We start from the raw sequence: 19877 nt of genomic DNA on the forward strand, positions 1-19877 counted from the left end.
TTGTGACAGATCAACGGGAGGTGGACATCGTGTCCGTGTTCAGGTCAAGGCCGGCGCTGCGCTGGCTCGTGCCGTCGGCTGCGGCGGTGGTCGTCATCGGTGGCGGCGCGATCGCGGGGACGATCGTGGCGAGCGCCGACCCCTCGCTGCCCGAGCGCAGCGCGGCTCAACTGCTGGTCGATCTGCAGAACGCCAAGGTCGACGGGCTGTCCGGCACCATCGTGCAGAGCGCCGATCTGGGTCTGCCGCAGATCTCCGGGCTCACCACCGGCAACCCGCTCACCAGCCTCATCGCGGGCAGCAACACCGCGCGGGTCTGGTACGCCGGTGAGGACAAGGCGCGGCTGGCGCTGCTGGGCACCGACGGCGAGACCGACGTCATCCGCAACGGTAACGACGTCTGGATCTGGCAGGAGAAGGACAAGGCCGCCACGCACGTGAAGGTGCCGGCCGGTAAGGGTGAGAAGCCGCAGGCGCTGCCCGGCGGCGTGCCGTCGACCCCGCAGGAGGCGGCCGACGCGGCGCTGGCGGCGATCGACGACACCACCCAGGTGAGCACGACGGGCGCGGCCAAGGTGGCCGGGCGCGACGCCTACGAGCTGGTGCTCAGCCCGCGGGCCAAGGAGTCGCTGATCGGCCAGGTGCGGCTGGCGGTCGACGCGGAGCAGCACATCCCGCTGCGGGTCGACGTCTACGCCAAGAACGCCACGAGCCCGGCCGTGCGGGTGGCGTTCCAGCAGATCAGCTTCGACAAGCCCGACGCTCAGCAGTTCGCCTTCAACCCGCCGCCGGGTACGAAGGTGACGGAGTCGAACCTCGCCGAGCTCGAGAAGGGCGCGGAGAAGAAGGCCGAGGCCCACAAGCCGCCGGTCGCCGGCTCCGCCGCCAAGCCGGGCGAGGGTCCGAAGGTCGTCGGGGAGGGCTGGGCGTCGATCGTGACGGCAAAGCTGCCCAAGGCCTCGGGTGAGGAAGGCAAGCAGATCGACGGTGTACTGGGCATGCTGCCCGAGGCGAGCGGCACCTGGGGCAAGGGCCGGATCTTCGCCGGTTCCCTGTTCAGCGTGCTGATCACCGATGACGGCCGGGTGCTCGGCGGAGCGGTCTCGCCGGAGGCGCTCTACGCGGAGGCGGCCAAGAAGTAACACGCCAACAGTTATAGAACTCCCGACCGGGTTGTGTAACACTCGGTCGGGAGTTCTATAACTTTGGAGGCCGTGGTGTCTGCTTTGATGTCCGTCCCGGTCGCCGGTCGCTTCGGCGACTTCGGCGGCCGGTTCGTTCCCGAGTCCCTGGTCCCGGCCTGCGGGGCGCTCGCCTCGGCGTTCGCGGCGGCCTGGGCCGACCCCGATTTCCGCGCCGAGCTCGACGACCTGCTCGCCGTCTACGCCGGCCGCCCCACGCCGCTCACCCCGGCCCGCACGCTCTCGGCCGACCTCGGCATCGAGCTGCTGCTCAAGCGCGAAGACCTGGCCCACACCGGCTCCCACAAAATCAACAACGTGCTCGGCCAGGCGCTGCTGGCCCGCCGCATGGGCAAGAGCCGCCTCATCGCCGAGACCGGCGCGGGGCAGCACGGCGTCGCCACGGCCACGGCGGCGGCGCTGCTCGGCCTCGAGGCGACCGTCTACATGGGCGAGCGCGACATCGAGCGCCAGCAGCTCAACGTCCTGCGCATGACCACGCTCGGCGCCACGGTCGTCCCCGTCACGACCGGCAGCCGTACGCTGAAGGACGCCACCAACGAGGCCATGCGCGCCTGGGTGGCCGACGTCGGCGACGCCCACTTCCTGCTCGGCTCGGTCGGAGGCCCCCACCCCTACCCGTGGATGGTCCGCGAGCTTCAGCGGGTCATCGGTGACGAGGCCCGCCGCCAGAGCCCGTACGTGCCCGACGTGGTCGTGGCCTGCGTCGGCGGCGGCTCCAACTCGGCCGGCACGTTCGCCGGCTTCGTCGACACCCCGGCCCGCCTGGTCGGCGTCGAGGCCGCGGGCGGCGCGGCGATGACCGCGGGACGGCCCGGCGTGGTGCACGGCGCCCGCTCGATGGTGCTGCAGGACGCGGAGGGCCAGGTCGCCGAGGCCGAGTCGATCGCCGCCGGGCTCGACTATCCCGGCATCGGCCCCGAGCACGCCCACCTGGGCGCGGTCGGCCGCGCGGAATACTTCACCGTCTCCGACACCGAGGTGATCTCGGCCGTACGCCGCCTCGCCCGCGCCGAGGGCATCATCTGCGCCCTCGAGTCGGCCCACGCGGTCGCCTGGGTGCTGCGCGAGGCCGGTACCCCGCTGCTGCCCACCGGCTCCCGCGTGATCCTGACCCTCTCGGGCCGCGGCGACAAGGACATGGCCACCCTGGGAGCCGTCGCATGACCGCCAAGCTGCTCGTTCCCTACCTCACCGCGGGCGTCACCGAGAACTGGCTCGACTACCTGCTCGCCGTGCAGGAGGCCGGGGCCGACGCGGTCGAGATCGGGCTGCCGTTCTCCGATCCGATGCTCGACGGTGTCACCATTCAGGAGTCGTCCGACCGGGCGCTCGCGCGTGGTGCAACCGTGGCGTCGATCCTGCGTGACGTGCGCGGCGTGCGCGATCGGCTGCGGGTGCCGTTGATCGCCTTCACCTATGCCAACCTGGTCTACCGGCCGGGGCCCGCGGTCTTCTGCCGGGAGCTCGCCGACGCGGGCATTCGCGGGCTGATCGTGCCCGACCTGCCCCTCGACGAGGCCGGCGAGGTGTCGCGGGCGGCCGAGGCGGCCGGGGTCGAGCTGACGCTGCTGGTCGCGCCGGTCACCCCGGACGACCGGCTGGCCGAGATCGTGTCGCGCAGCCGCGGCTACGTCTACGCGATCAGCCGCATGGGCACGACCGGCGAGCGCGACGCCCTCGCGTCGTCCGCCGCCGCCCTCACCGCCCGCATCAGGACCGCTCAGCAGCGAGCGAACCCGGACGGGCGTCTGCCGGTGCTCGTGGGGTTCGGGGTCTCGGGGGCCGCGCAGGTCGCCGAGGCGGGACGCGCCGGGGACGGAGTTGTGGTGGGTTCGGCGTTGATGCGTAGGGTGCTGGACGGAGCCACGCCACACGACCTGGGGGCCGAGGTCGCGAGCCTGCGTGCCGCTCTCGACCGTTGCGACCAGGAGGACTCCGCTGACCGGACCGCGTACGCCGAAGTATCAGGTCATCGCGGCTGACCTGAGCAGCAAGATCCGCGGCGGGGAGCTGACGCCGGGCTCGGCGCTGCCCCCGCAGAAAGAGCTGAGTGCCCGGTACGGGGTGACCCTGGCGACGCTGCGGCAGGCGTTGCAGCAGCTCGAAGCGGACGGGCTGCTGTCGCAGCAGCCGGGCCGGGGCACCTTCGTGGCCGAGCCGCGCGCCGCCTACCGGCTCGACTCGCTGCGCGGCTTCGCCGAGGACCTGAGCGCTCAAGGGCGGCTGGTGGCGACCCAGATTCTCGGCCAGACGGTGTCGCCGCCGCCGTCATGGGTGCAGGCCCACTTCGGCAACCGGCTGCCCGCCGTGCGGCTCGAGCGGATCCGCCTGCTGGCCGGCCATCCCGCGGTGCACCAGGTCTCGTGGATCCGCGGCACCGAGCTGGCCAGGACCGACCTGAGCGGGGTCTCGCTCTATGCCGCGCTCGCCGAGCACGGGATCGTCGTGCACCGGGCCAGCGAGTCGCTGCGCCCCGGCCTGCTCGACGAGACGACCGCCGCGCTGCTGCGCCAGCCGCCGGGCACGCCAGTCTTCCAGTCGGAGCGGGTCACCTTCGGCCTCGACGACAGCGCACTGGTCGCCGACCGTGCCACGATCCTCAGCACGATGATGGAGGTGCGCACCGAGCGCGAGGTCAGCGGCCTGTCGATGCAGTGGGTGCAGCTGCCCTGACCGCTGGGTCAGTTGGCGTAGCGCTTCTCGGCCCGGGCGCGGGCCTTGGCCGCCTCTTCCTCGCGGTTCTTGGGCGGGGCGGTGGTGACCAGCTCGGCCAGGAGCTCGGCGGTGGCCTCGGCCACGGCGGCGACCGCGCGGTCGAAGGCGGCCTGGTTGGCCTGGGACGGGCGGGTGCTGCCGGCGACCTTGCGCACGTATTGCAGAGCGGCGGCCTGGATCTCGTCGCCCGTGGCGGGCGGCTCGAAATTGTGCAGCTGGTGGATGTTGCGGCACACGGCGGTGACCTCCGAGGCGAGCGGGGACCGGACGCTTGCCAAGCTATCGCGCCGGTACGACGAATCTACGATTGACGCATGGCGCACTGGTACGAGTCGTCCATCGACCGGCAGCTCCGGGAAGCGGCCGAGCGGGGCGAGTTCGACAATCTCGAGGGCCTGGGCAAGCCGTTGCCCGACCACGGCCAGGAGTACGACGACGACTGGTGGGTGAAGGACTGGCTGGAGCGCGAGGGCGCCGCCGCCGGCGTCATCCCGCCCACGCTGGCCCTGCGCCGCGAGACCGAGGACCTCGACGAGAAGGTCGGCCGGCTGCGCACCGAACGTGAGGTGCGCGACTACGTGACCGGCCTCAACGAGCGGATCCGCCGGGCCCGGGTGGGCCTGATGGACGGCCCTCCCGTCGTACTCCCGCCTTTTGACGTTGACCTTGTCGTGTCGAGGTGGAGGTCAGGGGGTTGAGCCGTAGGTCTCGCGGATGTTCAGCGGGTCGGCGGTCAGCGTGTCGCAGCGGACGAAGGACAGTTTGATCGTCACGTCGGTGAACCAGAGCACCGGCAGGGTCAGCGGCGGCGGCTTGTCGGGGGTGAAGGTCACCGGGATCACGCCGAAGAGCTTGCCCTTCATCTCGGACGTGTAGAACCGCACCCGCCCGTCGGTGACCAGCTCGTTGCTCTTGATGATCGTCCAGGCGTCGCCGGGCTCGTCGATGGTCAGCGTGAACGGCTTGTTCACGGCCTTGTCCATGCTGAACTTCAGGGCCTTGTAGCTGCCCTTGGCCGTCGGCATGTCGACCACGCCGTGATAGGTCGAGTTGTACATGGTCAGCGAGTCGACCTGCATCAGCCCGGGCTTGTCGGCGACCCGCGGGATGCCGTCGGGGTCGGCCACCTTGCCCATCACCCGGGGTCCGAGGCACGGGATCTCCTCGGCCGAGGGCGAGGCCGAGGCAGCGGAGGAGGCCGGCTTCGACGACGAGGAGGACGAGGCCGCCGACGGCGAAGTGGCCGAGGGTGCGGCTGGGCCGGAACCCGGCGGGGCCGAAGTCGGGGAGGCCGGAGCCGAGGTCGCCGACGGCGACGGCGACGTGCTCGGTGAGGGCGACTCGTCGCCGATGCCGAGCAGGTTGCCCACGCCGTCGATGAGGTCGCCGATGCCGTCGAGCACGTCACCGTCGCCGGCGCCCTCCTCGGAGCCCGCCCCGTCCCCCGCGCCGGCCGAGGCCGACGCGGAGGAGGTGGGGCCCGCCGGCGGCTTGGCCCCCGTAGGGTCGCCGACCGGCGGTTTCAGGGTCGGTTCCGCGTCCTCGCCGGCCGGGGTTTCCGGCGAGGACGCGGGGACCGAGGCCGGCGCCGAACTGGTCACCGAGGAACGGGACGGAAGCCCCTCGGGACAGTCGACGGCGCTGGCCGGCCGGCCGCTCCCGGCCACCAGCAGGCTGCCGGTCACGATGACCAGCAGCAGGGCGGCGGTGAGCGCCCGCGGGTTCTTGTGCAGCCCTTCACGCGGGGCCGGGGGCTCCTCCGCCGGGCCGGGCCCGGCGGGCCGCGGGGCCGTGGTGCCCAGGCCCGGGATGAATGCCGTGTCGCTGTCGCGCGCCGGCCGGTCGCCGTGCCCGGCGATCTCGACGGTCTCACGCTCGGGCGTCGCCGCCGAGGAGGGATCGTCGTCCTTGTCCTCCGCGGCCGGGGAGGGCGCCTGCTTGATCCTCGGCGGCCCCCACGCGATCACCAGCGCGCCGCCGATGATGCCGAAGAGCATGCCGAGGAAGAAGCCGCCCAGGTTGAGCCCGACGAAGGTGTAGAGAGCGGTGAGCAGCGCGATGATGCCGTAGAAGATGCGCTGCGCCGGGGTGAACCAGCTCAGCAGACCGCAGAGCAGCAGCAACAGCGGCAGCAGGTAGGACAGGAAGCCCTGCGGTCCGAGGTGGACCTCCAGGTTCCCCAGATTCATGTTGGCGCTGTAGAGCAGCTCGACGGCCGCCAGCACGAGGAAGAAGCCGCCCCAGAACGGCCGCTTGCGCCGCCAACGCCGGAACTCGCTTCTGAAGCTGTCCTGAGCCACCTGTGTCGCCTTCCAAACCCGAGAAAATCGATGAGAACGTGGATGGGGCCCGCGGATTGCCGTCCGCGAGCCCCCGAGGCGTCAGGATCAGCCCTGGTAGCACTCTTTGCTGCTGTCGCCGATGTAGAGCTTGAGGCTCATCCCGGTCAGCTTGAAGGTCGACGCCGAGGTCATGTACGCCTTCTGCTTGAGCCCGACGATCGTCACCTTGTCGGCCTGCTGGCCGAACCCGCCGATCTCGCCGTGCTCCTCGCCACCGTCCGCGTCGAGGGTGGACGCGTCCTGGCCGATGTTGATGTCCGAGAACGTGGCGTCGCCGCTCAGCTCGGACATGCCGATCAGCAGGTCCTCGGCCTCGGCCGGCTTGTTCGGGTCGGTGCCGGCCTCGATCCGCAGAATGACCGGTCCGGCCGCCACCGACTGGCAGAGCTTGTAGATGTCGGCCGACCCGATGCCCGACATGGCGGCCACGACGTACTTCTGGCCGGTGCTGGGCTGCACCTTCTCGGTCGGCAGCGTCTTGCTGTACTGGGTGAAGCCCTCACCGACGAGCCGGTCGGCCGTCAGCTTGAACTGGGTGCCCGACACCGAGAAGCTGGCGGCCAGGGCGCCGGTGGCCAGGGCGACAACCAGTCCTCCGGCGACCACGGTGGGCACACCCAGCGCTACGGCGAAGCGACGCCAGTTGGTGCGTCCGTACGCCGGATCGCCTTGCGCATCCTTCACGGATCCTCCTATGTGGTGGAAAGACGGCGGCGACTGGCCGCACCTCACGGATGGCATCGACGGGAGCACTTGCCGATCAACCGCTGCTAGTGAGGTCCGTCGATGCCGTCGCTTAACGTGCGGGAAATGTTGCCGCGCAGGCCGCGCCGGTACAAGGGCCTTGGCTACTAGTCAGTAACCCACGTCACTTGATCTTCATGACTCTCCGTGAAGTCGAGGCAGTGATCAACGCCGATACGGTCGTAATTCGGACGAACGGATCGATGTGACGGTCACCACGTGTATAGGGCGGGCAAAAGATTACGGATCGGTAACGAAACCCAGGTTGCTTTCAGGAATCGGTGTTAACGACTTGATCGAAGACAGCGGAAAAGCACGGAGGACCCCCTCGATGATCTCCAGCAGCAGGCGCGCCCTCGGTCGCCTCGGTGGCGTATTAGTGCTGGTCGGAGCCCTGGTCGGGGTGTCCGCGATCCCGGTCGGGGCGGTGCTGATGGCCGGCGCGCACTGGAACGAGAAGCAGCGCGCCGAACTGCCCGCCCAGTTGCTCGACCCGCCGGCCGCCCAGCTGACCCGCATCTACGCGAACGACGGCAAGACGCTGATCACCACGTTCTACGACGAGGACCGGCACGACGTCACGCTCGATCAGATCGCGCCGGTCATGCGCGACGCGATCGTGGCGGCCGAGGACACGCGCTTCTACGACCACGGCGGCGTCGACCTCAAGGGGGTGGCCCGCGCGCTGGTCAAGGACGCGGGCAGCGGCAGCGCCGAGCAGGGCGCGTCGACGCTGACCATGCAGCTCGTGCGCAACGTCCTGAAGGAAGACCCGAACCTCACGGCGGCCGAGCGCGCCGAGGCCACCCAGGACACGCCGGGCCGCAAACTGCGCGAGATCCAGTACGCCGTGGAGCTCGAGAACCGGCTCAGCAAGGCGCAGATCCTGCGGAACTACCTCAACGTCGTCTACTTCGGCGACGGGGCGTACGGCATCGAGGCCGCCGCCCGCCACATCTTCGGCGCCGACCCGGCCCGGCTCGACCTCGCGCAGGCGGCCCTGATCGCCGGCATCGTGCAGTCGCCCGAGGCCGACAACCCGATCGGCGGCGACCGGGCCAAGGCTCGCGAGCGCCAGCTCTACGTGCTCGGCGCGCTGGTCAAGGCCGGCAAGATCACCGAGGCGCAGCGCCGGGCGGCCGCCGCCGAGAAGCTCACCTTCTCGGGTCGCGTCCAGCCCAACGGCTGCGTCGACGCCAGCGGCGAGGACGGCTTCTTCTGCGACTATTTCCAGCGCTGGTGGGACGCCCAGCCGCAGTTCGGCGCCACGCCGGCCGAGCGGGCCGACGCCCTGCGGCGCGGCGGCTACTCGATCGTCACCACGCTCGACCCGGCCGTGCAGAAGGCCGCGGCCAAGCAGTCCCGCGAGGTCTACGGGCTGACGAACCGCAAGACCCTGCCGATCGCCGTCGTCCAGCCCGGCACCGGCAAGGTGCTCGCGCTCGCCGTGAACCGGCACTACGGCGTGGCCAAGAAGACCACTGACACGGTCAACCCGCTGGTCAGCGGTGGTGCGGGCGTGAACGGCTACCCGTCCGGCTCGACGTTCAAGATGTTCACGATGCTGGCCGCGCTCGAGGCCGGGATGCCGTTGAACACCGGGTTCGACTCGCCCGCGAAACTGGTCACCGAGTGGCCCGACGACGGCCCCGGCAACTGCGACGGCAAATACTGCCCGGGCAACGCCAACCCGGCCTGGATGGACGGGCAGCGCACCATGTGGGACGCGTTCGGACGGTCCGTGAACACTTACTTCGTGCACCTCGAGGAGCAGGTCGGCCCGGCCGCCGTGGTCGCCATGGCCAAGCGGCTCGGCGTCAGCTTCAGCAACCCGGCCGACGCTCGACTGGCCGGGAACCCGGACTCGTGGGGGTCGTTCACCCTCGGCGTTATCGATACGACCCCGCTCGAACTGGCCTCGGCCTACGCGACCGTGGCGGCCGAGGGGAAATACTGCGCGCCGCTGCCGGTCGCCTCGATCACCGGCCCCGACGGCAAGCGGGTGCCCGTGGCCGAGAACTGCAAGCAGGTGCTCGACCCCGAGATCGCTCGGGCCGCGACCGACGCCGCCCGCTGCCCGGTCGGTCAGCAGAGCAGCGCGGGCACGTGCAACGGCGGCACCGCCGAGCAGATCGCCGGTCTCTTCGGCGGGCGCGACGTGGCCGGCAAGACGGGCACCACCGAGGACAGCCGCACCGAGACCTTCGTCGGCTTCACCCCGACGGCCGTCGCGGCGGGCATCGCCAACGACCCGGTCAACCCCTCCGACCTGGTCGGCAGCGCGGTCGAGGCCCGGGTCGTGACGGCGGTCGGCCGCACTTTGCGGGTCGCGGACGGCGGCGGGCGGTTCACGCCACCGAGCGACGGGGCCGCGTACGGGAGGTGAATCGGGTGTTTTCTCAGCCTCAGGGGGTTTTCTGCCGACATTAACCGTGTGACCGCCGCCCACGAGCAGCGACGTCTGGCCGCCCTGCATGAGTACGACGTGCTGGACACGCCGGCCGGTGACGAACTGGAAGCCGTGGTGCGGGTGGCCGCGACGGTGGCGGGTGTGCCGTTCGCGACGCTGAATCTGATCGACGAGAACCGGCAGTGCCAGCTCACCACCACCGGTTTCGAGGGCGGCGACACGGCCCGCTCCGACTCGATGTGCGCCGTCGGGTTCCAGCGCGGCGACGTCACCTACCTGCCCGACGCCAGCCTCGACGCGGCGTACGCCTTCAACCCCTGGGTCACCGGCCTGCTCGGCAGCGTGCGGTTCTACCTCTCGGCGCCGCTGGTCACACCCCAGGGGTACGCCCTGGGCTCGCTCTGCCTCTTCCACACCGAGCGGCACGAGCTGACCGCCGAGCAGATCGACCGCCTCGGTGACCTGGCCACGGTGATCGTGGCCCTGTTCGAGCGCCGCCGGCAGGCCCGGGCCAACGGCGAGCTGGCCACCGAGGTGCGCGAGCAGCACGAACAGCTCGAACGGGCGCACGCCGACCTCGGCCGGGCCCATGCCGAACGGGCCACCACCATCGCCGAGCTGCGCCGCTCCAACCACGAGCTGGAGCAGTTCGCGGGCGTCGTCAGCCACGACCTGGCCGCCCCGCTGACCGTGGTCAACGGCTATCTGGAGCTGCTGGAGGAACAGCTCGGCCGCGACGACGAGCAGGCCGAGCGCTGGATCGGTTCGGCCATCCGGGCGATCGGGCGCATGCACCGGCTGATCACCTCGCTGCTCAGCTATGCCCGCGCCGGTCAGGCCCCGCTGCGGGCCGAGCCCGCCCGGCTCGGCGAGCTGACCGAGCAGGCCCTCAACGACCTGCGCGGCAGCATCGACGGCGCGACCGTCGACGTGGCGCCCGGCCTGCCGGTCGTCGAGGCCGACCCGACCCTGATCCGCCAGCTGCTGCAGAACCTGCTCGGCAACTCGTTCAAATACCGCCGCGGTGACCGGCCGTGCCGCGTCGAGGTCAGCGCGGAACGCGACGGCGACCAGTGGCGGATCGCGGTGGCCGACAACGGCACCGGCATCCCGCGGGCCCAGCGGGACCGGGTCTTCGAGATGTTCGCCCAGGTCGACCCGGCCGCGGGCAAGGGCTACGGGGTCGGGCTGTCGACCTGCCAGCGAATCGTCGACCGCCACGGCGGGCGGATCTACGCCACCGAGACGCCCGGCGGCGGCACCACGGTGGTCTTCACCCTGCCGGACGCCGAGCGGGTAGCGGCCGCCTCATGATCTTCGAGCGGTTCGCGTTCACGAGGCTGAAGTACCGCGTCGCGGGTGGCTTCACCGGGCTGCTCCTGCTCCTCCTCACGCTGATCGTCGCGCACTTCGCCGTCACCGAACGCCAGCGGCTGCAGCACGAGCGTTTCACGCAACGCATCGAGGTGGCCCGCTCCACCAACCACGCCGTCCTGCAGTACCTGACCGACGCCGAGACCGGGGTCCGCGGCTTCCAGCTCACCGGCGATCAAACCTTCCTCGAGCCGTACGGCAGTGGCCGGGCCGGCGCGTTCAGCGCCATGGACCGCATGGCCGCCGACCCGCTGGACGCCGAGACCGCCCGGCTGCTGAACGCCGAGCGGCAGGCGGCCGAGGGCTGGCTCTACGGCTACGCCATCCCGATCGTCAACGCCGGGACGATCGACGCCGACCCCGGGCGGGCACTGCGCGGCAAAGACCTGTTCGACCGCCTGCGGACCGCCAACGCCGACGTCTTCGCCGCGGTCGAGAGCTACGAGCAGCGCCTCGGAGACCAGGAACGCGACGGCGCCCAGCTCGCCACCCTGCTCTTCGCCGGCCTCGCCACCCTGGTCGTCGCGGCCGGGCTCGGCCTGGCCATGCTGCACCAGCGGCACCTGCTCGTGCCGCTCGAACACATCCGCCGCACCCTGCGCCGGCTGGCCGACGGCGACCTGTCCGCCCGCGTGATGCCCGCCGGGCCGGGCGAGCTGCGCGCGGTGGCCGGCACCCTCAACGACCTGGCCGCCGAGACCGAGCGTCTGATCAGCGCCGAGCAGGCCCGGGTGAGCCGCGGTGAGCTGCGCCAGGAGGTCACCCAGCAGCTTCAGGAACGGGCCGAGCCGCACGACACCGGCCGGCCGATCGAGGTGACCTGGCCCGAGACCGCGCCACCGCTCGACCCGGCGATCGCCGAGCAGGCCCGTTCGTGCGCGCCGGGCGGCTCGCTGGAACCGGCCGGACTGCCGGGCGGCCTCGTCATCCCGCTCAGCGGCGACGCGGGCTGTCCACCCGGGCTGATCTGCGTGGTGCGCGACGAGGGTCGGGCCTGGGCCGAGGAGGAGCGCCGGCTGCTGATCGGGCTGGCCCGCGAGATCGACCACGCGGCCCACCAGGAACGGTTGCGGCTGCGCCAGGCCCGGCTGATCAACGAGCTGCGGGTGCTCGACGAGCAGAAGAACGTCTTCGTCGCCACCGTCACCCACGAGCTGCGCACGCCGCTGACCAGCATTCTGGGCTTCAGCGAGATGCTCGCCGACGACGAGGAGAGGACCGACGGACTGTCGCCGGCGCAGCGCCGCGGCGTCGGGGCGATCCAGCGCAACGCCCACCGGCTCGAGGCGACTGTCGCCGACCTGCTGCTGCTCGACCGCTCCCACGAACGGCCGGGCCCTCAGCAGGTGCCGGTCGACCTCGCCCGGCTGGTCGGTCAGGCGCACGCCGCGCTCGGGATCGCGGCGCGGGCCAAGGGCCTGAAGTGCGAACTCGTGGCCGAGCCGGGCTGGGTTCGCGGCGACGCCGTCCAGCTCGAACGGGCCGTACGCAATCTGCTCGACAACTCCGTCAAGTTCACCGCACCCGGAGGGCGGCTCGAGTGCCGGCTCGACTGCACCGGCGAGCGCGCCGTCGTCACCGTCTCGGACACCGGCATCGGCATCCCCGCCGACGACGTCCCCGGCCTGTTCACGCCGTTCCACCGGGCGGCGAACGCGATGGATCAGGCCGTGCAGGGCAACGGGCTCGGCCTGGCGATCGTGCGCAACATCGTCGCCGACCACGGCGGCACCGTGACCGTGCGTTCCGAGCTGGGCCGGGGCAGCACGTTCACGATGACGCTGCCCCTGATCACGGAGAAGCGGAACCGGCCCGCCGCAGAGCCGACCAGATCCGGTCACGGGTGAGAGGCAGATCGGTCAGGCGTACGCCGGTCGCGTCGCGGATCGCGTTGGCCAGCGCGGGCGCGACCGGGTTGAACGGGCTCTCGCTCATCGACTTCGCCCCCAGCGGCCCGATCGCGTCGTCGGTGGCGGCGAACAACACCTCCGTACGCGGCACGTCCGCGAAGGTCGGCAGGTGGTACTGGCGGAAACCGGTCGTGGTGACCTGACCGTCCGGGCCGACGTCGACGTGCTCGGCCAGGGTCGCGCCGAGCGCCTGGGCCACGCCGCCCTCGATCTGCCCGCGGCACTGCAGCGGGTTCATCACCGTGCCCGCGTCGGCGCTGTGCACGCTGCGCAGGATTTGCAGCTCGCCGGTGCCGGGGTCGACGGCGACCCGGAACCACTGCGCGTTGAACGCGACCGATCGCGGGCTGCCGCCCCAGTGGCCCTCGGCGCTGAACCGTCGGCGGGCGGCCATTTCCTTCAGCACGGTCTCGGTCAGCTCGCGCCCGCCCGCTTCGGCGCGCAGCACGGCGTGCAGGCTTCGCGACGCGTGCAGCACGGCCTGGCCGGCCACGACCACGCCGGTCGACGCGAAAGCGCCGGTGTCATGCCGTACGACGTCGGTGTCGGACTGCCGCACGACGATCCGGTCGGGGGTCGTGCCGAGCGCGTCGGCGGCGATCTGGGTGTGCACGGTCGTGCTGCCGTTGCCGAACTCGGCGGTGCCGACCGCGATGTCGAACCGGCCGTCGGGCAGCAGGGTGGCGGTCGCGTCCGCGTAGTGGCCGCCCGGCGGACCGGCCGCGATCATCGTGATCGCCATCCCGTCGCCGACCTGCCAGCCGTCCATCGCGGGCTTCGGTTCGGCGGCGGCCTGCCGCAGATGAGCGAGGCACTGGTCGAGACCGTAGGACGCGATCGTCAGGTCGTCGGCGTGATCGCCGGGCGCCGTCAAATGATCACCCGGCCGTACGACGTTCCGCTCGCGCAGCGCGATCGGGTCGAGGTTCAGGCGGCGGGCCAGCTCGTCGAGCGCCGACTCCACCGCGAACGAGACCTGCCCCAGCCCGTACCCCCGGAAGGCGCCGGCCGGGACGGTGTTGGTGTAGACGGCCCACGCGTCCGTGCGCATGTTCGGGCAGCGGTAGAGGGCCACCGACTCGTGGCAGGCGTGGAACATGACGGCGGGGCCGTGATTCCCGTACGCCCCGGTCTCGGAGACGACCCGCAGGCTCAGCGCGGTCAGGGTGCCGTCGGCGCGTGCCCCGGCCTTGACGGTGACCGTGAACGGGTGCCGGGTGGTGGCCGACGTGAACTGCTCGGCCCGGGTGAACTCGTGCCGCACCGGGCGCCGCAACCGCAGCACGGCCAGTGCGACCAGGTCTTCGACCAGCATCTCCTGCTTGCCGCCGAAGCCGCCGCCGACCCGCCCGGTGAGCACCCGCACGCGGTCCTCGGGCAGGTCGAAGAGCACGGCCAGGGCCCGCCGGGTCAGGAACGGGGTCTGCGTGCTCGTGCGGATGACCAGGCGGCCGTCCTCGTCGAGCCGGCCGACCGCGCCGTGCGTCTCCAGGCTCGCGTGCTGCACGCGCGGGGTCCGGAACGTCTCCTCGTAGACGACGTCGGCCTCGCCGAAACCTTTGTGGACGTCGCCGAAACCGTCGTGCAGCTCGGCGACCACGTTGCGCTCGGCCCCGTCGTGCAGCCGCGGGGCACCGTCGGCCATCGCCGACTCGGGCGTGAGAACCGCGGGCAGCACCTCGTAGTCGACGGCGAGCGCGCGGCACCCCGCCTCGGCGGCCGCCTCGCTGGTCGCGACGACTGCGGCCACCCGCTGCCCGGCGAAGCGGACCACGTCGTCGAGCACCCGGGTGTCGGCCGGATCCTCGGACGCGTGCTCGTGCTGGGCCGTGGAGAACCGGCGCTCGGGCGCGTCGGCGTGGGTGAGCACCAGCTCGACGCCCGGGATGGCGAGCGCGGCCTCGGTGCGCACGGCCAGGACGCGGGCGTGCGCGTGCGGCGAGCGCAGGACCTTCAGGTGCAGGACGCCGGGCACGTCCTCGTCGAACGTGTAGCGGGCCGTACCGGTGACCACCTCGGGACCGGCCGGGGCGCCGAGGCTGGCACCGACCGCCGCGCCCGGCACCGGTTCGGCCACGTTGACCACACCCGCCACCGCGTCGGCGATCGCGCGGTAACCCGTACACCGGCAGAGGTTGCCCTTGAGGGCGCGGGAGAGGTCTTCGCGCTGGTCGTCGGTGAGCGCGGCGGTCGTCATGATCAGGCCGGCCGTGCAGAAACCGCACTGGAAACCCTGGGCGTCCAGGAATCGCTGTTGCACGGGGTGCAGACCGTCGTCGCCGGCCAGGCCCTCGATGGTGGTGACGTCGCGGGCGGCCGCGCGGAAGGCCGGATAGACGCACGAGTGCACGGGCAGCCCGTCGACGTGCACGGTGCAGGCGCCGCAGTCGCCGGTGTCGCAGCCCTTCTTGACGCCGAAGCAGCCCTCCTCGCGCAGGTAGGTGCGCAGGCACTGGCCCGGACGGGGCGCGCGGTCGTGCGGGACACCGTTGATGATCATGACATCAGCTCCGTGCGGACCTCCTCGGCGTAACGCCGGGTGAGCTGCCGCCGCCAGGCCGGAAGACCGTGAACGTCGTCGACGTAGGCCTGATCGGGGATGCGCTCGGTCAACGCGACCTGCAGCAGCTCGGCGCTCGGCGGCTGAGGAAAGCGCAGCACGAAGGGGCGCTTGGTCGCGGCGGTCACGGTCAGCACGAGGCCCTTGTCGTCCTGGCCGTCGCCTCGCCTCCCGATGATCAACACGCCGGAGCGGCCGTGCGCGTGCAGAGAGCCCTGGCGGTACGCCGTGACCGCGCGCAGCGCCGCCGCCGGCAGATGCATCGAGCGCAGCAACTCGCCCTCGCGCAGCACCGACGTGCCCTCGCCGGTCACGAAATCGGCGACCCGGACGACACGCTCGGCACCGGGGCTCTGCAACAGCGCGGTGCCGTCGAGCGCGGCCCCGAGCGCGATCATCGGCCCGGCCGGCAGCGCGGCGCACAGGTTGCCGCCGACGGTCGCCACGTTCCAGATCTTGAAGGAGGCCAGGAAGGCGTGGCAGCACTTCTCGGCGATGTCGTGACCGCTGGCCGCGAGCTCGGCGATCGTGCAGGTGGCGGCGATCTCCAGGCCGTCGTCGTGCGGCGTGAGCGCGGGCCAGCCCGCGGTGGTCAGGTCGAGCAGCCGGGTCAGGTGCGGACGGGGCTCGCCGAACAGGGCCGTCCCGCCGCCGAGCCACGCGTCGCCCGGCCGCCACTGACCAACCTCAGCCGGGCTGATCACTTCGGCGACGGTGTTCAGATCCACGTAAGCACGCTACTCGGATTGTGTTACCGATCACTCACGTTCCATCCGAGGATCGCGGGCTGGCTTTATCCGAGGATCGCGGTTGTGGCTGCGACCGTCGCGGCCCAGACGGCGAACAGCAGCACCGGGCGGCGGGGCACGTCGAGCTCGGGTGGCGGGGGCAGCGGGCTGAGCGAGAGCGCGCGCAGGCGGGTGTCGCGCAGGGCGGCCACGAGCTGGTCGGCGCTGCGCTGGTGGGCCCGCGACGGCCAGGGCGCGGGAACGGGCACGTTGAGCACGGCCTCGCCCGCGGTCAGCACGACCGTGCCCGAGTCGTCGTGCACGATCGCGCTGTCGGTGGCCCACGGCTCCCGGTTGCGGCCCCGGAAGCCGATCGCGGCGATACCGCCCGCGTGCCAGCGCAGACGGGGGCGCAGCTGCGAACGCCAGCCGAACTCGTACCCGGCCGCGGCGGCCACGGCGACCGGGGCGAGCAGGGGCAGGCCGACGAGATGGGCCAGTTCGCCGGCGGCCAGGGCGGCGCCGAAGCCGATCGCGACGGTGGCGATCCACGCGCGGCGCGGCGAGATGCGGTGCTCACGGGCGTGGAACGCGCCGGCGTCGCGGTCGGCCGGACGCAGCGCGTCGGGGTCGACGAGCTGCTCCTCGTCGTCCTCGATCTCGCGGGGCAGGCCTTCGACCACGTCGTAGGGGACCTCGACGACCTCGCCTACCGGACCGACCGGGACGTGCAGGCGGTCGCCGACCTCGAGCACGCACCAGGCGCCGGGCCGCGGAACGCCGTAGAGGACGGCGGCCTCGGTGTGCACGTCGTCCTCGTCGTGGCGGGGTTCGGGTTCGGCGACGTCGAAGGCGAACTCGAGGGCGGTGCGGCCGTCCTCGGCGGGGAGCAGGACGTGGACGTAGCCCTCCTGCTCGACGGCGCGCACGGCGTGGACGGGCTGGGGCGCGAGGAAGAGGTGGCGCAGGGCGGCCTGGTGGCGGACGGCGCGGGCCAGCAGGGCGCAGCCGAGGGCGAAGGCGGCGACGGTGGCGGCCAGGTAGGGCACGGCGGCGTCGTCCACGGCGACCCAGGCGACTCCGGAGGCGGCCGCGAGCAGCAGCGCGAAGCCGGCGACCTCGGCGGGGGCGGCGACGTGGGGGAGGGCGTACGGGGCCGGCGGGCGACGGTGCGGCACGGGCAGCGGCGGCGGCGTCCGGTCGAGCCGGGCGACCAGGATGGCCACCCCGGCGTAGGCCCAGACGGCCGCGACGGCGCCCAGCCCGGTGGCGAGCGGCGTCCACAGCACCGCGCCGAGCATCGCGGCCCACGCCGCCGCCGCCCGGTGCGCGTAAACCATGATCGCCGGGGCCAGCAGCACTCCCAGGCCGACCCAGCGCGCGGCCGGAGCCGGGTCGGAGGGGCCTCCGAACAGCCCGAAGAGCAGCAGGAACGTGACCAGCCCGGCGGCCGGCACCGCCGTCTCCACCCGCAACAGGACACGCATGCCCTAATCGTCCGCGACACGACCGGACCCAGGAGGCGAAATCGCGCAGACGAACAACGGCCGGCCGCCGAGAACCGCTCAGGGTCCCCGACGACCGGCCGCCGCTACGAGCCGCTTCCCGCGGGCCGCCCGCTCACGGGCCACTTCCCGCGCAGGCTGCCCGCTTACGGGCCGCTTCCCGCGGGCCGCCCGCTCACGGGCCACTTCCCGCGCAGGCTGCCCGCTTACGGGCCGCTTCCCGCAGGCTGCCCGCTTACGGGCCGCTCACGATGCTGGTCACCTGGTGGCCGCTGTTCACCGTGGCGCCGGTCGTGTTGATGACGTTGGTGATGGTGCCGACGCCGCCGAGCGAGACCGTGACCATGTCGCGGAACCGCACGCCCGACTTGACCGGCACCTCGAACGCCCGCGCCGCCACCACCGACGGGTTGACGTTGAAGAAGCAGTAGCTGCCCAGCCCCCACGCCTCGTGCGTGTTGACCGCGTCGGCGACCTTGTAGGCGGCCCAGCCCCGCGTCGACCCGTTCATCCAGGCGGCCTGGTTCGGCGGGTCGTAGGGCATCTCGTTCTGGTAGAAGTACGTTCGCCCGCCGTTGCCGTTCCAGATCGTCTGGTGCTGCTGGTAGTGCTCGACGAACAGCCCGTACATCGTCACGTTGTCGCCGTTGACGATCAGCCCGTTGCGGCCCGGGTTCTGGGTCCAGCCCCAGGTGCCGTCGTTGCCGTGGTCGGCCCGCCAGATCCACAGGTGGTCGCCGATGACGTTGTCGCTGTTGATCTCGACGCTCACCGTGGCCTTGCCCGCGATCGACCCGCCGACCCGGACGAAGACGTCGGAGAGCACGGTCGGGTTGGCCGCGTGCGACGCCGACGAGTTCGACGGACCGACCTGCAGCAGCGTGTTCGAGTTGGTGGTGCCCGCGTCGAAGAGCACCCCGGCCAGGCGTACCCCGTCCACGTCGGCGACGTTCATGGCGTTGATGCCGCCGAGCGGGACGAAGGTCGCCAGCCCCAGACCGAGGATCACGGTGTCGGCCCGGGTGACGTTGAGCGTCTGGTTGAGGTTGTAGACGCCCGGGGTGACCAGCAGGTTCTTGCCCGACGCGAGGGCCGCGTTGATCGTCGACGCGGTGTCACCGGGCTTGACGACGTAGAACGTGCTGATCGGCAGCGAACTGCCCGCCGGGTTGCCGTTGGCCCACGTGGTGCCGGACGTGTTGCTGCGCAGGGCGGGCACGAAGACCTGGTAGGCCCCGGCGTTGTCGACGTACAGGTAGGGCTTCTCGGCGACCAGCGGGGTGGAGCCGATCGTCGTGTAGGGCGGGTTCGGGAAGCTCTGTGCCGGCGCGCCCGGCGAGCCCACGAAGACCTGGTTCCAGTTCGAGCCGTTCCAGCTGCCCATCTGCGAGTTGCGGGTGAGGAACTGCTGCTGGCTGCCCGACTGGATCTGCCCGTCGATCTTGGAGTCGGCGATGAAGCCGCCGGACGACCAGCCGCCGTCCGACAGCGCCAGGTTGCCGCGCACGTGCATGCGGCGGTAGGGCGCGGCCTGCGAGACGGCCCAGCGGTCGAGCCCGTCGGGCGGGGTGACGCTCAGACCCTCGGCGGAGCGCCAGAAGTTCTGCGTCGCGTTCTGCGAGCCGTCGTGCCACCAGTCGGCCTCGACGTGCACGTGGCCGTTGATGTTGACCTGGTCGGGGCTGAGGCCGAGCCCGGCGACCTGGGTGAAGAACCCGACGTTGACGTCGTTGTTGTAGCTGCCCGGCTTGAACAGCAACGCGTACCGCGCGGTGCCGAACTGGTTTTCCACCTGCTGGTTGAAGACCTGGTTGAGCCGGCTCTGGATGGTGGCCGACGACATCGACGGGTCGAAGATCGTCACGTTCGGGCCGAGGTCGGGGTTGTTCGGGTTCGGCGGGATGGTCGGACCACCCGAGTGGGTCCACTTCTGGTTGGCGCCGCCGCCGCACGACCAGAGCTGCAGTTTCGCGCCGTCGGCCAGGTTGTTGTCCTTGATGTCGAGGCACTTTCCGGCCTTGACGTTGACCAGGTCCTTGGCGGCGTTGAGCGTCCACTGCTGGCTGGTCAGGCCGGCGAAGCAGTCCCACAGGTGCACGACCGCGCCGTCGTTGGTGGCGCCGTTGGCCACGTCGAGGCACTTGCCGAGGCCGCGCACCGAGCCGTCGTCGGCGAACGTCCAGGTCTGGTTGGGGCCGTTGTTGCAGGCCCACATCTGGGGCTGGTTGCCGTTGGCGGTGCTGCCGTTGGTCACGTCGAGGCACTTGCCGTTGGCCGAGCTGACCACCGTGCCCGTCGTGGCGGCCTGCGCGCTCGTCATCCCGACGAGGCCCATGCCGATCGTGGTGAGGCCGATGATCGCGGCCGTCAGAACTCGTCTCATC

Annotated in this window: 15 protein-coding genes; 8 read left to right on the top strand and 7 right to left on the bottom strand. The window is 71.7% G+C overall.

Annotated features, from left to right (window positions below; genetic code table 11):
* Positions 1–29: 29 nt before the first annotated feature.
* From EER30_RS27910 to EER30_RS27925, 4 genes are all read left to right on the top strand, one after another.
* On the top strand, positions 30–1142 hold the full coding sequence (locus EER30_RS27910) for a LolA family protein (RefSeq protein WP_127503596.1): 1113 nt from the start codon (positions 30–32) through the stop codon (positions 1140–1142).
* A gap of 87 nt (positions 1143–1229) precedes the next feature.
* The gene (gene trpB, locus EER30_RS27915) at positions 1230–2369 is read left to right on the top strand and encodes a tryptophan synthase subunit beta (RefSeq protein ID WP_127503777.1); all 1140 of its coding nucleotides are present in this window, start codon (positions 1230–1232) and stop codon (positions 2367–2369) included.
* Positions 2366–3187 carry a tryptophan synthase subunit alpha gene (gene trpA, locus EER30_RS27920; protein ID WP_127503597.1) on the top strand — a complete coding sequence of 274 codons (822 nt, stop codon included), beginning with the start codon at positions 2366–2368 and terminating at the stop codon, positions 3185–3187. The genes trpB and trpA overlap by 4 nt, the downstream gene beginning before the upstream one ends.
* Positions 3108–3878, top strand: coding sequence for a GntR family transcriptional regulator (locus EER30_RS27925; protein WP_240670341.1), 771 nt, complete (start codon positions 3108–3110; stop codon positions 3876–3878). The genes trpA and EER30_RS27925 overlap by 80 nt, the downstream gene beginning before the upstream one ends.
* Before the next feature lie 8 nt (positions 3879–3886).
* Here EER30_RS27925 and EER30_RS27930 read toward each other — a convergent pair whose 3' ends face one another.
* The gene (locus tag EER30_RS27930) at positions 3887–4156 is read right to left on the bottom strand and encodes a DUF2277 domain-containing protein (RefSeq protein ID WP_127503779.1); all 270 of its coding nucleotides are present in this window, start codon (positions 4154–4156) and stop codon (positions 3887–3889) included.
* Between the two features lie 78 nt (positions 4157–4234).
* On the opposite strand from EER30_RS27930, the gene EER30_RS27935 reads away from it, so the two are divergent.
* Positions 4235–4618, top strand: a complete 384-nt coding sequence (locus EER30_RS27935) for a DnaJ family domain-containing protein (protein WP_127503598.1) — start codon at positions 4235–4237, stop codon at positions 4616–4618.
* Here the strand turns inward: EER30_RS27935 and EER30_RS47345 are convergent.
* Both EER30_RS47345 and EER30_RS27950 read right to left on the bottom strand, forming a co-directional pair.
* Complete coding sequence (locus EER30_RS47345; RefSeq protein WP_164842504.1) at positions 4607–6220, bottom strand: DUF6114 domain-containing protein; 1614 nt, start codon at positions 6218–6220, stop codon at positions 4607–4609. The two genes, EER30_RS27935 and EER30_RS47345, sit on opposite strands and share 12 nt — an antisense overlap.
* 87 nt (positions 6221–6307) lie before the next feature.
* On the bottom strand, positions 6308–6946 hold the full coding sequence (locus EER30_RS27950; protein WP_127503600.1) for a DUF6230 family protein: 639 nt from the start codon (positions 6944–6946) through the stop codon (positions 6308–6310).
* A gap of 391 nt (positions 6947–7337) precedes the next feature.
* Between EER30_RS27950 and EER30_RS27955 the strand changes: the two genes are divergently transcribed.
* The 3 genes from EER30_RS27955 to EER30_RS27965 are packed head-to-tail and all read left to right on the top strand — an operon-like array spanning position 7338 to position 12637.
* Entirely contained in the window at positions 7338–9392 is a 2055-nt protein-coding gene (locus EER30_RS27955; RefSeq protein ID WP_127503601.1) for a transglycosylase domain-containing protein, read from the top strand.
* A 48-nt stretch (positions 9393–9440) separates the two neighbouring features.
* Positions 9441–10730, top strand: a complete 1290-nt coding sequence (locus EER30_RS27960; RefSeq protein WP_127503602.1) for a sensor histidine kinase — start codon at positions 9441–9443, stop codon at positions 10728–10730.
* Positions 10727–12637, top strand: a complete 1911-nt coding sequence (locus EER30_RS27965) for an ATP-binding protein (RefSeq protein ID WP_127503604.1) — start codon at positions 10727–10729, stop codon at positions 12635–12637. The genes EER30_RS27960 and EER30_RS27965 overlap by 4 nt, the downstream gene beginning before the upstream one ends.
* Here EER30_RS27965 and EER30_RS27970 read toward each other — a convergent pair.
* The 4 genes from EER30_RS27970 to EER30_RS27985 all read right to left on the bottom strand — a co-directional run bounded on the left by EER30_RS27970 (position 12582) and on the right by EER30_RS27985 (position 19876).
* Positions 12582–15200 carry a molybdopterin-dependent oxidoreductase gene (locus tag EER30_RS27970; protein ID WP_127503605.1) on the bottom strand — a complete coding sequence of 873 codons (2619 nt, stop codon included), beginning with the start codon at positions 15198–15200 and terminating at the stop codon, positions 12582–12584. The genes EER30_RS27965 and EER30_RS27970 overlap by 56 nt on opposite strands.
* On the bottom strand, positions 15197–15988 hold the full coding sequence (locus tag EER30_RS27975; protein WP_127503606.1) for an FAD binding domain-containing protein: 792 nt from the start codon (positions 15986–15988) through the stop codon (positions 15197–15199). The genes EER30_RS27970 and EER30_RS27975 overlap by 4 nt, the downstream gene beginning before the upstream one ends.
* Before the next feature lie 65 nt (positions 15989–16053).
* Positions 16054–17475: a hypothetical protein gene (locus tag EER30_RS27980; protein WP_127503608.1), complete on the bottom strand. Its 1422-nt coding sequence runs from the start codon at positions 17473–17475 to the stop codon at positions 16054–16056.
* A 253-nt stretch (positions 17476–17728) separates the two neighbouring features.
* On the bottom strand, positions 17729–19876 hold the full coding sequence (locus tag EER30_RS27985) for an RICIN domain-containing protein (protein ID WP_127503610.1): 2148 nt from the start codon (positions 19874–19876) through the stop codon (positions 17729–17731).
* Position 19877: the final 1 nt, after the last annotated feature.

Origin of the sequence: Actinoplanes solisilvae (assembly GCF_003999975.1) — a bacterium.
Taxonomy (GTDB): domain Bacteria; phylum Actinomycetota; class Actinomycetes; order Mycobacteriales; family Micromonosporaceae; genus Actinoplanes; species Actinoplanes solisilvae.